This window comes from Micromonospora sp. NPDC023814 (assembly GCF_040639595.1).
Classification (GTDB): Bacteria; Actinomycetota; Actinomycetes; order Mycobacteriales; family Micromonosporaceae; genus Micromonospora.
This window is the reverse complement of record NZ_JBFAAF010000026.1, coordinates 89,316-101,062: the sequence shown is the minus strand read 5'-3', so window position 1 is coordinate 101,062 and position 11,747 is coordinate 89,316. Positions and strand designations below refer to the sequence as shown.

Sequence of the window (11,747 nt, the reverse complement as noted above, 5' to 3'; positions counted from 1 at the left end):
CGCCGGCCGGCGCGTCCCCGTCGCCCGCCGCGCCGCCGGGATCACCTGTCCTCCGGCCGGAGTCGCCGCCGGCCGGCCCGCCGCGCCCCGGGCCCAGGCGGGCGGGGGGCAGTTGCTCATCCGACACGGCGCACCGTCCCGTCGCCGACGGCGTACCGGGTGCCGCGCAGGGACGCCGGCACGTCGTCGGCGACCGCGCAGGTCACCAGCAGCTGGCTCGCCCCGCCGACCAGCCCGGCCAGCCGCTCCCGCCGCCCGGCGTCCAGCTCGGCGAAGACGTCGTCGAGCACCAGCACCGGCTCGATGCCGTCGGAGCGGAGCAGGTCGTACCCGGCCAGCCGCAGCGCCAGCGCGTACGACCACGACTCGCCGTGGCTGGCGTACCCCTTGGCGGGCAACGGACCGAGGGTCAGCGCCAGCTCGTCGCGGTGCGGGCCGACCAGCGTGGTGCCCCGCTCGACCTCGGCGGTGCGGGCCTCGGCGAGCGCGGCGGTCAGCGCCGCCGCCAGCGCCTCCCGGTCGGTGGTCGGCTCCGCCAACTCCACCGAGGGCCGGTACGCGATCCCGGCCGCCCCCCGGCCCGCCGCCACCGCGTCGTACGCCTTGGCCACGTGCGGGGCGAGCGCGGCGACCAGCTCCAGCCGGCCGGCGAGCAGCTCCGCGCCGTGCCGGGCCAGGTGGGTGTCCCAGACCGCCAGGGTCGACAGGTCCCCGCCCCGCGACCCGCCCGTCTTGCGGGCGAGGTACGCCGTGCGCAGCAGGGCGTTGCGCTGCTTGACCACCCGCTCGTAGTCGGCGCGTACCCCGGCGTAGCGGGGCTGGCGGCTGACCAGCAGGTCGTCGAGGTAGCGGCGGCGCTCCGCCGGGTCGCCCCGGACGAGCTCCAGGTCCTCCGGGGCGAACAGCACGAGCCGCAGCGCGCCGAGCACGTCCCGCGCCCGGCGGGCCGGGGAGCGGCCCAGCCGCGCCCGGTTGGCCTTGCCCGGCACGATCTCCAGCTCGACCAGCAGCTCGCGCCCCTCGTGCACCACCACACAGCGGATCACCGCCGAGGCGGCGCCCATCCGGACGAGGGGGGCGTCCGTGGCGACCCGGTGCGAATCCAGGGTCGCCACGTAGCCCAGCGCCTCGACGAGATTCGTCTTGCCGACGCCGTTGGCGCCGATCAGGACGTTCGCCCCCGGCTCCAGGTCCACGCCGACCCGCTCGTACGAGCGGAAGTCGACCAGTTCGAGCCGGCGGACGTACACAGCCTGTGGATACCGGTCAGCGCTTGCGGACGGCGTGCCCGCCGAACTGCTGACGCAGCGCGGCGACGGCCTTCATGGCGGGCGAGTCGTCCTGCCGGGAGGCGAACCGGGCGAAGAGCGAGGCGGTGATCACGTTCAGCGGCACGGCGAGCCGGACCGCCTCGTCGACCGTCCACCGGCCCTCGCCGGTGTCCTCCGTGTAGCCGCTCAGCTCGGCCAGCTCCGGGTCCTCGTCGAGGGCCCGGTCGAGCAGGTCGAGCAGCCAGGAGCGCACCACGGTGCCCTCGCGCCAGGACTTGAACACCCCCGGCACGTTGGTGACCAGCTCGGACTTCGCCAGCAGCTCGTAGCCCTCGGCGTAGGCGTGCATCAGGCCGTACTCGATGCCGTTGTGCACCATCTTGGCGTAGTGCCCGGCACCGACCGGCCCGGCGTGCACGAAGCCGAACTCGCCCTCCGGCTTCAGCGACTCGAAGATCGGCATGAGCCGGTCGACGTGCTCCCGGGCGCCGCCGACCATCAGCGCGTAGCCGTTCTGCCGGCCCCAGACGCCGCCGGAGACGCCGGCGTCGAGGTAACCGATGCCCTGCTCGTTGAGCCGCTCGGCGCGCGGCGCGTCGTCGCTGAACCGCGAGTTGCCGCCGTCGATGATGATGTCGCCCTCGCCGAGGACGCCGGCGAGCTCGTCGATGGTCGCGTCGGTGACACCGGCGGGGACCATGACCCAGACCGCGCGCGGCGACTCCAGCTTCGCCGCCAGCTCTGCCAGGGTCGCGACGTCGCTCAGCTCCGCGTTGTGGTCGAAGCCGACCACCTCGTGCCCGGCGGCGCGCAACCGCTCGCGCATGTTGCCGCCCATCCGGCCGAGCCCTACCAGGCCGAGCTGCATGTGTTCCTACCTCCGTGCGTCGGGGTCTTCTCGGGCGCGATCAGCGGGAGACGCGGATCGGCATGATGAGGTAGCGGTACCCCGGGACGACCTCGCCATCCTCGCCGGCGGGCGAAATCACCGCGGGCTTGAAGGCGTCGACGAACGAGAGCACGGCGAACTGGGCCCCCAGGTTGGCGAGGCCGTCGATCAGGTACTGCGGGTTGAAGCCGATGGTGAGCGGGTCGCCGGTGAAGGTGGCCTCCATGGCCTCGCTGGCCCGCGCCTCCTCGGTGCCGCCGGCCTCGACCACCAGGCCGTCGGCGCTGAAGCTGAGCAGCACCGGGGTCGTCCGCTCGGCCACCAGGGCGACCCGCTTGACGACCTCGATCAGGGTGCTGACGGCCACCCGGGCCTCGGCGTTGTGGGCGGCCGGGAAGAGCGAGCGCACCGGCGGGTAGTTCGCGCCGTCGAGCAGCCGGCTGGTGGTGCGCCGGGTGCCGCCGGCGAAGCCGATCATCCCCTCGCCGGCCGCGCCCTGGGAGAGCGCCATGGTGACCTGACCGCCGAGCGGGCCGAGGGCCTTGGCGGTGTCGTGCAGCGTCCGGGCCGGCACGAGGGCGTTGATGCTGACCTCGGAGTCGTCCGGGTTCCACTCCATCTCGCGCAGGGCCAGCCGGTAGCGGTCGGTGGCGAGCATGGCCAGCGTGCCGCCGGAGAGTTCGATCCGTACGCCGGTCATCATCGGCAGCGTCTCGTCGCGGCCGGCGGCGACGGCGACCTGGGCGACGGCGGCGGCGAAGGCGGCCGCGTCGACGGTGCCGGCGCTCTCCGGCATCTCCGGCAGGGACGGGTAGTCCTCGACCGGCATGGTGGGCAGGGTGAACCGGGCGCTGCCGCAGACCAGTTCGAGATGCGCCCCGACGGCGGCGATGTCCACCGGCTTGGCCGGCAGCGCCTTGGTGATCTCGGCAAGCAGCCGGCCGGAGACCAGGGCGGCCCCGTCGGCGTCCCCCTGCACCTCGACGGTCACCTGGCTGGAGACCTCGTAGTCGAAGCCGGAGACCTGCAGGTTCCCGTCGGTGACGCGCAGCATCACGCCCGCGAGCACCGGTACGGACGGCCGGCTGGGCAGGCTCTTCGCGGTCCAGGCCACGGCCTCGGCGAGCGCGTCGCGCTCCACTCGGAACTTCATCAATGCCTCCGCGTCGACGTCAGCGACAACTCTCTCATGCCGACCGCTGCCTACCGACCCGCCTGTCCGTGCGGGTACCCATCGCACCTTAGGGCGCGCGGGCATCGGCTGTGCGCCCGACCCCGTGGACTCCCCGGTGCCGGAGGCCCGCCCACGGCGGGTCCCGGCCAATCCACAGGAAGTCCAACGGTGGTGATTGGTTTTTGTTGTCTTAGAAGAGATAACTCGTCATCTTCATCGCACCTGTGCAAACTGTGGAGAACCGCCGTCTGCGCAGGTCAGACACGTTATCCACCGGTGGTTTGGCTGTGGAGAACCAGGGGTACAACCCGTGTCGCAATCCACAGGCGGCGGCTTCCCCCAGGTTTTCCACCGTTGTCCACCGGTAATCCACCGGTAATCCACGGACTTTCTCCCCAGTCCTGTGGACAGGCGGAACCGGCTAAACGGGCGTCATCCCCAGAACCTTCAACAGCTCGCCCACAGGCGGACCGTCGTCGGTGGACAACGACGACGTTGTCCCCAGGCGTCCACAGGGTCGTCCCCAGGGTTTCTCCACAACCTGTGGGTAACCGAGGATTGCGCGGACGGTAGTTATCCACAGGCGGTGGACGGCGAGCTGTGGACAACGATCCGGGCGGTGGACGGACACGGCTTCGATGGTGTGGTCTCCACCATGTCGAGGGTCAAGCCGGGCCGGCTGTGGAGGAAGGGAAGCGCCCGGCCGGTGGTCCGGCCGGGCGCTTCCGTCACCTCTCGCCCACCGCGCGACGGTGGGCGTACGCGTCAGGTGTTCTGCTTGATCCGGTTCGTCAGCTCGGCGATCTGGTTGTAGAGCGAGCGGCGCTCGGCCATCTGCTGGCGGATCTTGCGGTCGGCGTGCATGACGGTGGTGTGGTCCCGCCCGCCGAACGCCTGCCCGATCCGGGGCAGCGACAGGTCGGTCAGTTCCCGGCACAGGTACATGGCCACCTGGCGGGCGTTCACCAGCACCCGGGAGCGGGAGTGCCCGCGCAGGTCCTCCAGGCTGACGCCGAAGTACTCGGAGGTGGAGACCATGATCTGGTCGGCGGTGATCTCCGGCCCGGCGCCGTCGGGGATGAAGTCCCGCAGCACCTCCTCGGCGAGCGACAGCTCGACCGTGGACCGGGTCAGGCTGGCGAACGCCGTCACCCGGATCAGCGCGCCCTCCAGCTCCCGGATCGAGTTCGACACCCGCGAGGCGATGAACTCCAGCACGTCCGGCGGGGCGTAGAGGCGCTCCTGCGCCGCCTTCTTCTGCAGGATCGCGATCCGGGTCTCCAGGTCCGGCGGCTGGATGTCGGCGAGCAGCCCCCACTCGAACCGGGTACGCAGCCGGTCCTCCAGGGTGGCGAGCTGCTTCGGCGACCGGTCGGAGGTGATCACGATCTGCTTGTTGGCGTTGTGCAGCGTGTTGAAGGTGTGGAAGAACTCCTCCTGGGTGCGCTCGCGGGTCTCCAGGAACTGGATGTCGTCGATCAGCAGGATGTCGACGTCGCGGTAGCGCCGCTGGAACGCGCTGGTCTTGTCGTCGCGGAGCGAGTTGATGAAGTCGTTGGTGAACTCCTCGGTCGAGACGTACCGGACCGAGCGGGCGTTGCCCAGCGTCGTGGCGTAGTGCCCGATGGCGTGCAGCAGGTGCGTCTTGCCCAGCCCCGAGCTGCCGTAGATGAACAGCGGGTTGTACGCCTTCGCCGGCGACTCCGCCACCGCGACGCTCGCCGCGTGGGCGAAGCGGTTGGACGAGCCGATGACGAACGTCTCGAACATGTACTTCGGGTTGAGCCGGTTGCCGCCGCTCTCGACGCCGCCGGGCAGCCGCCGGTCGTCCCGGCCGCCGGGCCGGTGATCCACGCCACTCCGACCCGGCCCGCTGTCGGTGCCGGTGTCCCGGGGCAGCGCCCGGATCACGTGCTGGTCCCGGGGGGAGACGGCGTCCTCGCGGTAACGCGGCTCGAACCCCCGGGTGTCCGCGGTCGGCGGGTCCAGCCGGGCGGCCTGCTCGTCGAAGCCGCGTCGGTCGGGCGCGCGCCGGGCCGGTGCCGCCCGGTCGGGCCGCGGCGGCTCGGCGAACGTCGTGCTGAACAGGGCCTCCTGGCCGTCCCGGTCGCCCGGGCCGGGCCGGAGCCCGTCGTCGACCGGCAGCGCGGCCGGGACCGGGCCGTCCGGCCGCCGCTCCGGGTGCGCCTGCTCGGGGATGAGCGGCGGTTGCTGCCCGGGGTCGAGGGCCGCGCCGTCCAGCAGGCCCACCGCCGCGCCGTCGAACGCCACCGGCCCGTCGCCGAAGTCGCGCGGCCCGCCGTCGTGGTCCACCGGCCCCGGCTCCGGGGCGCTGCGGTAGACGGTGCCCGCCGGGCGGCCGGAGCTGTCGTCGGCCACGCGTACGGTCACCGCGACCTGGATCGGCCGGCCCAGCCGGCGGGTGAGCGCCTCGGTGATCGCCGGGCGCAGCCGGGACTCGATCACGTCCCGGGTGAAGGCGTCCGGGACGGAGAGCAGCGCGGTGTCCTCGACGATGGCCCGCAGCCGGGTCAGCCGCAGGTACGCCCGCTGCTGCGCGGAGATGATCTCGTCGGCGAGTTCGTCGGTCGTCGCCGTCCACACCGCGGCAAGGTCGGTCGTGCCGGTCACCGTCGTGCCACCCCCTCGCCTCTGCTCCGCCGACGCCGCCGTCTTCTCCGGTCGGTCGCCCCGGGCCCGCCGCGTTCACGGGCGGAACGACACCCACCCGGACGCCTCGACCGGTCCTCGTCCACAAGTTATCCACAGCCTGTGTACGTACCGATTGTGGCTGCCCGCCGGATGCGGGTCGGACCTGCCCCCTGCCTGAACGGGCGCTGAAGCGGGTTCACCGTGCCGAACGATTCACTGCCTTGTCCGGTCTTGCCCGCCAGCGACGACCGGACCTTTCGACGCTGACCGCAATCGGGCACGGTAACAGCGTTGTCCGCGCGCCATCAACCGCCGACGCGCGGCGACCCTTGGCAACATCAGCGAAAACCGCCGCTTCGGTCGTCGGCGAGCACCGGTGTCCGCCCTGGTGGGGGTGTTTGACGGTGGTTGCCCGCCTGCGTAGGCTGGATCGGCTGCTCTCTCGCCCTCTGCTAGGGTGATGGGTGCTTGCTGTCCGCGGTCGCTTCCCCGCATCGCCGAGGTCCCGCATCGCCGGGCAGCACCGATCGGGGGCCACCGCCGAGGTGGCCTGGACCACCACACGACCCCGGCGACCCCTCGTTCGGGGCGTACGAAAACGGAGAGCCTGACGTGAGCAAGCGCACCTACCAGCCGAACACCCGCCGGCGCGCGAAGACCCACGGCTTCCGGCTGCGCATGCGCACCCGTGCCGGCCGCGCCATCATCTCGACCCGTCGCTCCAAGGGCCGCGCCCGCCTGTCGGCCTGAGGCCGACCGGGTCAGGTCCGGGGGACGTGGGCAGTCGTGCTGGCGGCCGCACAGCGACTGCGGCGCAGCACTGACTTCGCCGCAGCGGTCCGGGGTGGCCGCCGCGCCGGCCGTGGCGCGATCGTCGTCCACCTGAGCCTGCCGTCGACCCCCGACGCCCCGACAGCAACCTCGCCGGAGCCGGCGCGGAGTAGCGGTGCGGAGCAACCCTCCGCACCGGCCCGCGCCGGCTTCGTCGTGTCCAAGGCAGTGGGCAACGCGGTCGTCCGCAACCGGGTCCGCCGCCGCCTGCGGCACCTGGTCCGCGAGCGGCTGACGGAGCTGCCCCCCGGGAGCACCCTGGTCGTCCGCGCGCTGCCGGCGGCAGCCGAGGCGGCGTACCCGCGACTGGGCGCCGACCTGGACGCGGCGATCGCCGCCGCGCGGGCGCCCCGCGGACGGCGGTCGCGGTGACCGCCGGGCCGGCCGCGCCACGGCCTGCGACGATCGGTGCCCGGGTGCTGAGCGGGCCGATCATCGCGTACCGTCGGTGGATAAGTCCGGCTCTGCCGGCCCGCTGTCGGTTCTACCCGTCGTGCAGCGCCTACGCCCTCGAGGCGGTGGCCCGGCACGGCGCTGTCCGGGGAGCTGGCCTGACGGTCCGGCGGCTGTTGCGCTGCCACCCCTTCCACCCAGGTGGACACGACCCGGTGCCGGAGCCGGGCGGACGCCGCCGTGCCGATGTGACTGGAGCCTGAGAATTGAGTCTCGACTGGATCTACTACGCGATTTCGTGGATCCTGCTGGCCTGGCATGGGGCCTGGGAGGCCATCGGGGTGCCGGACGCGGCGGTGCTCGGCACGAACTGGGCCTGGATCCTCGCCATCGTCTTCCTGGTGGTCACCGTCCGGGTGATCCTCTTCCCGGTCTTCGTCAAGCAGATCAAGTCGCAGCGGGCGATGCAGGCGCTCCAGCCGCAGGTGAAGGCGCTGCAGGAGAAGCACAAGGGTGACCGGGAGACGCTCCAGAAGGAGATGATGGAGCTCTACCGGAAGGAAAAGGCCAACCCGCTCATGGGCTGCCTTCCGATGGTCCTCCAGATTCCGGTCTTCCTCGGCCTGTTCCACGTGCTCCGCCGACTCGATCCGGGGAAGAGTGAGAGCGGCAAGACCCTCTACGGCTGGACGGTCGGCCAGTTCGAGAGTGCCTCGGCCGCGAAGCTCTTCACCGCGCCGATCGCCGGCAAGTTCGGCTCGACCGCCGACGAGCTGGCGGCGCTGAACGCCAACGGCACCACCGTCAAGGTCATCGCCGGCATCCTGGTCTTGTTGATGATGGGCACGACCTACCTCACCAGCCGCCAGATGATCCTCAAGACCGGCTGGGCCGAGGATCCGCAGCAGCGGATGATCCAGAAGCTGATGCTCTACGGCATCCCGGCGTCGCTGCTCGTCTCCGGTGCCATCTTCCCCATCGGCGTGATCATCTACTGGGTCACCAACAACCTCTCCACGCTGGCGCAGCAGCAGTGGGTGCTGCGCAAGTTCCCGCCGCCGCCGACCGCCACCACCGGCAAGGCGGGCACCTCGGCCCGCAACCCGGTGCAGCCGGCCAAGACCGGCCTGCTGGGCCGTGCCAAGCCGGCCCCCCAGACCCCGGCCAAGCCGGTCGCGCCGAAGGTCGCCGGCCCCAAGCCGGGCGCCAAGCCGGCCAACCCCAAGAAGGGCCGCCCCGCCAAGCGGCAGGGCTGAGGACCTCCGGGCCGCCGTCGGGAGACCGGCGGCGGCCCGTTCCGCACCGTGCAGCCGCCGTACGGCCGGCGCCGGGCGGAACCCGCCGCGCGCGGCGCGGTCACGGGCGACACTGCCCGTACGACAGACGTGCCCGTGGGTATCGGCGACCTCCCGCCGGCCCCGGGAAACCAGCGGACCCGACGGTCCGGCCGAGCGAGTACGGAGATGAGACCGTGACCGACACCAGCACCCCCCGCGCTGAGCAGTCCCTGGACTCCGAGGGGACCGAGCCGACCGCGGTGAACGGCGAGATCGAGGAGACCGACGAGGAGTCGGTCACCAAGGAGAAGAAGCCCGTCGGCGAGAGCGAACTGTTCCGGCAGAGCGAGATCGCGGCCGACTACGTCGAGGGCCTGCTCGACATCCTCGACTACGACGGCGACATCGACGAGCTGGTCTCCGGCGGCCGTCCGGTCGTCGAGGTGGTCGGCGGCCGGCTGCAGAACCTCGTCGGCCAGCGCGGTGCCACCCTGGAGGCGCTCCAGGAGCTCGCCCGGCTCGCCGTCTTCCGGCAGACCGGCACGCCGAGCCGGCTGCTGCTCGACGTCGGCGGCTACCGGGCGAACCGCCGCAAGGAGCTCGCCGCCGTCGCCAAGAACGCCGTCGAGAAGGTCAAGGAGTACGGCGAGCCCGTGCGACTGGAGCCGATGTCCGCGTTCGAGCGTAAGTGCGTGCACGACGTGGTCAACGCGATGAGCGGCGTGGAGAGCGAGTCCGAGGGTGTCGAGCCGAACCGGCGCATCATCGTCCGGCCGGCGGACTGACCGGGTGGCTCACGACGACACCGCGGCCGGTGCCGCGGCTGGCCCGGGTGGCACGCCGCCCGGGCCGTCGCCTGTCCGGCCCGACTCACCCGTGCCTTCCGATGCCGCCGCGTCGATGGCCGACGGCCGTGCCCCGTCGCCGGCCGACGCGGTGCTGCCGCCCGAGCTGGCCGGTGCGGCACGCACCCTCTTCGGCGACCGGATCGACCTGGCCGCCGCGTACGCCGAGCTGCTGGTCACCGACGGCGTGGTCCGCGGCCTGATCGGGCCGCGCGAGGCCCCCCGGATCTGGGACCGGCACCTGCTCAACTGCGCGGTGGTGGCCGAGCGGATCGCGGAGGGCTCGGTGGTGCTCGACGTCGGCTCCGGGGCGGGACTGCCCGGTCTGGTGCTCGCGATCGCGCGGCCGGACCTGACGGTGACCCTGATCGAGCCCCTCGCCCGGCGCACGTCCTTCCTCATCGAGGCGGTGCAGCAACTCGGCTTGGCGAAGACGGTCCGGGTGTTCCGGGGCCGGGCCGACGAGGCGGCGACCGGGTCGACCGGGGTGGGCCCGCTGAGCGGGGACGTGGTCACCGCACGCGCCGTCGCCCCGCTGGACCGGCTGTCGACGTGGTGCCTGCCGCTGGCCGTTCCCGGCGGTCGGCTCATCGCCCTCAAGGGCGCGTCGGCGGCCGACGAGATCGCCGAGCACGCGGAGACGGTGGCGCGGCTTGGCGGCGGGGAGCCCGAGATGCACCGCTGCGGCGAAGGAATCATCGACCCGCCGACAACCGTGGTGGAGATCGTGCGGGAGCGGGTGGTGGGACCGGTCCGGCCCAAGGCGCCGAAGAGGTCGCGCGGCGGGCGGTCCCGTCGACGCTGACTCCACGTGGGAGGGACGTCAGAGTGGGTGCCCCACCGGCGTCCCGGGCGGCGGTTGCTTCGTTGAACCAGTACGGGTGGACGGAAGGGATGAGAACCCGACGTGGACCGGCTGCGCCCGTGAGCCGTAGGCTGGCCGCGCGTCGATAGTGTGGAGCGGGCGGCAACGGACGTTCACCGGGTCCCGACCGCTCCCGCCGGCCGTACGCTCCGCGGTGCGAGCACCACGTGCGGCCGGTTGACGGGGTGCGGACCGACCATCCGAAGCGGGCAGGGATGACAGGTGCATGACGACGGCAGGTACGACGATCCACGCGTGACCGGATCAGCGGGCGATCCGGTTTCACGTGAAACCGACCACCCGAGCTGGTCGCTCGACGGGCCGTCCCACGGTTCGTCGACCCGACCGCCGGACTGCGATCCGATCGTCCAACGGGACACCGCCGACCCGGCCGGGCCGGGGCTGCCGGCCGCCCGCCCGGCCTCCGACGGGCTGCCGCGCCCGGGTAACTCCGCCGGCGGTCGGGTGATCCCCATCCGCCGCAACCCCTCGGCCTCGGCTCGGTTCGAGGCGGCCGTGCCACAGCAGCCGACCCCGGACGCGGTGCCGGACGCCGCCCCCGAACCCGTACCCGTCACGGACACGCCCGCGTCCCCGGCCGCCGCCTACGGGCCCGCCGCGACCGAGGCCGCGTACGTTTCACGTGAAACCCCGACGCGCGAAGAGGATGACCCACCGTTGGCTATGGAGGCGATGCGCGCCGTGCAGATCCTGAATCCGAGTGGCGAGGTGACAATGCCTCGGCCGGAACGGACCCGGGTCATGTGCGTCGCGAACCAGAAGGGCGGCGTGGGGAAGACCACGACCACGGTAAACCTGGCGGTGGCGCTCGCCCTGCACGGTAACCGGGTACTGGTGGTCGACCTGGACCCGCAGGGCAACGCCTCCACCGGGCTCAACGTCCCGCACCACACCGGGGTGCCGGACGTCTACGACTGCCTCATCAACAGCGTGCCGCTGGAGGAGGTCGCCCAGGGGGTCGAGGGCATCCCCAACCTCTGGTGCGTACCGGCCACGATCGACCTGGCCGGTGCGGAGATCGAGCTGGTGTCGGTGGTCGCCCGCGAGTCCCGGCTGGCCCGGGCCATCGCCGCCTACCCGGGCCACTTCGACTACGTCTTCATCGACTGCCCGCCGTCGCTCGGCCTGCTCACGGTCAACGCGCTCGTCGCCGCGCAGGAGGTGCTCATCCCGATCCAGTGCGAGTACTACGCGCTGGAGGGGCTGAACCAGCTGATCAACAACATCAACCTGGTTCGGCAGCACCTCAATCCGAGGCTCGAGGTCTCCACGATCCTGCTCACCATGTACGACCGGCGTACGCGGCTGGCCGACGCGGTCGAGCAGGACGTCCGGAACCACTTCGGCGACAAGGTGCTCCAGGCGGTCATCCCGCGCAACGTCCGCGTCTCCGAGGCACCGAGCTACGGCCAGTCCGTGATGACCTACGATCCGGGATCGCGGGGGGCAACGAGCTACTTCGAGGCCGCCCAGGAGATCGCCGAGCGTGGCGTCAAGGAGCCGGTGAGCCGGAATGCGTAGTGCGGAAC

Annotated in this window: 11 protein-coding genes; 7 read left to right on the top strand and 4 right to left on the bottom strand. The window is 72.3% G+C overall.

What is annotated here, in order from left to right; genetic code table 11:
* Nucleotides 1–116 precede the first annotated feature (116 nt).
* From recF to dnaA, 4 genes are all read right to left on the bottom strand, one after another.
* Nucleotides 117–1,250 carry a DNA replication/repair protein RecF gene (gene recF / locus AB0G14_RS16500; protein WP_357698055.1) on the bottom strand — a complete coding sequence of 378 codons (1,134 nt, stop codon included), beginning with the start codon at nucleotides 1,248–1,250 and terminating at the stop codon, nucleotides 117–119.
* Between the two features lie 16 nt (nucleotides 1,251–1,266).
* Nucleotides 1,267–2,139: a phosphogluconate dehydrogenase (NAD(+)-dependent, decarboxylating) gene (gnd, locus tag AB0G14_RS16495; protein WP_357698053.1), complete on the bottom strand. Its 873-nt coding sequence runs from the start codon at nucleotides 2,137–2,139 to the stop codon at nucleotides 1,267–1,269.
* Between the two features lie 40 nt (nucleotides 2,140–2,179).
* Nucleotides 2,180–3,313: a DNA polymerase III subunit beta gene (gene dnaN / locus AB0G14_RS16490; protein ID WP_357698051.1), complete on the bottom strand. Its 1,134-nt coding sequence runs from the start codon at nucleotides 3,311–3,313 to the stop codon at nucleotides 2,180–2,182.
* A gap of 786 nt (nucleotides 3,314–4,099) precedes the next feature.
* Complete coding sequence (dnaA, locus tag AB0G14_RS16485) at nucleotides 4,100–5,965, bottom strand: chromosomal replication initiator protein DnaA (protein WP_357698049.1); 1,866 nt, start codon at nucleotides 5,963–5,965, stop codon at nucleotides 4,100–4,102.
* Between the two features lie 633 nt (nucleotides 5,966–6,598).
* Between dnaA and rpmH the strand changes: the two genes are divergently transcribed.
* The 7 genes from rpmH (at nucleotide 6,599) to AB0G14_RS16450 (ending at nucleotide 11,739) form a co-directional block, all read left to right on the top strand.
* The gene (gene rpmH, locus AB0G14_RS16480) at nucleotides 6,599–6,736 is read left to right on the top strand and encodes a 50S ribosomal protein L34 (RefSeq protein WP_091100492.1); all 138 of its coding nucleotides are present in this window, start codon (nucleotides 6,599–6,601) and stop codon (nucleotides 6,734–6,736) included.
* A 36-nt stretch (nucleotides 6,737–6,772) separates the two neighbouring features.
* Nucleotides 6,773–7,189 (top strand): ribonuclease P protein component, encoded by a 417-nt coding sequence (gene rnpA, locus AB0G14_RS16475; RefSeq protein WP_357698046.1) that lies wholly within the window; start codon nucleotides 6,773–6,775, stop codon nucleotides 7,187–7,189.
* 44 nt (nucleotides 7,190–7,233) lie between these two features.
* The gene (yidD, locus tag AB0G14_RS16470; RefSeq protein ID WP_350677800.1) at nucleotides 7,234–7,473 is read left to right on the top strand and encodes a membrane protein insertion efficiency factor YidD; all 240 of its coding nucleotides are present in this window, start codon (nucleotides 7,234–7,236) and stop codon (nucleotides 7,471–7,473) included.
* A 3-nt stretch (nucleotides 7,474–7,476) separates the two neighbouring features.
* A complete protein-coding gene (gene yidC / locus AB0G14_RS16465) occupies nucleotides 7,477–8,466 on the top strand; it encodes a membrane protein insertase YidC (protein ID WP_357698044.1) in 990 nt (329 codons plus the stop codon).
* 215 nt (nucleotides 8,467–8,681) lie between these two features.
* Nucleotides 8,682–9,272: a R3H domain-containing nucleic acid-binding protein gene (locus AB0G14_RS16460; RefSeq protein ID WP_357698042.1), complete on the top strand. Its 591-nt coding sequence runs from the start codon at nucleotides 8,682–8,684 to the stop codon at nucleotides 9,270–9,272.
* A 115-nt stretch (nucleotides 9,273–9,387) separates the two neighbouring features.
* Complete coding sequence (rsmG, locus tag AB0G14_RS16455; RefSeq protein ID WP_357698040.1) at nucleotides 9,388–10,137, top strand: 16S rRNA (guanine(527)-N(7))-methyltransferase RsmG; 750 nt, start codon at nucleotides 9,388–9,390, stop codon at nucleotides 10,135–10,137.
* A gap of 282 nt (nucleotides 10,138–10,419) precedes the next feature.
* Nucleotides 10,420–11,739: an AAA family ATPase gene (locus AB0G14_RS16450; protein WP_357698038.1), complete on the top strand. Its 1,320-nt coding sequence runs from the start codon at nucleotides 10,420–10,422 to the stop codon at nucleotides 11,737–11,739.
* Nucleotides 11,740–11,747 lie beyond the last annotated feature (8 nt).

Bases quoted from the DNA above. Each gene is read 5' to 3' on its own strand.
- gnd (WP_357698053.1), bottom strand. From the start codon at position 2,139: ATGCAGCTCGGCCTGGTAGGGCTCGGCCGGATGGGCGGCAACATGCGC.
- dnaN (WP_357698051.1), bottom strand. From the start codon at position 3,313: ATGAAGTTCCGAGTGGAGCGCGACGCGCTCGCCGAGGCCGTGGCCTGG.
- rsmG (WP_357698040.1), top strand. From the start codon at position 9,388: ATGGCCGACGGCCGTGCCCCGTCGCCGGCCGACGCGGTGCTGCCGCCC.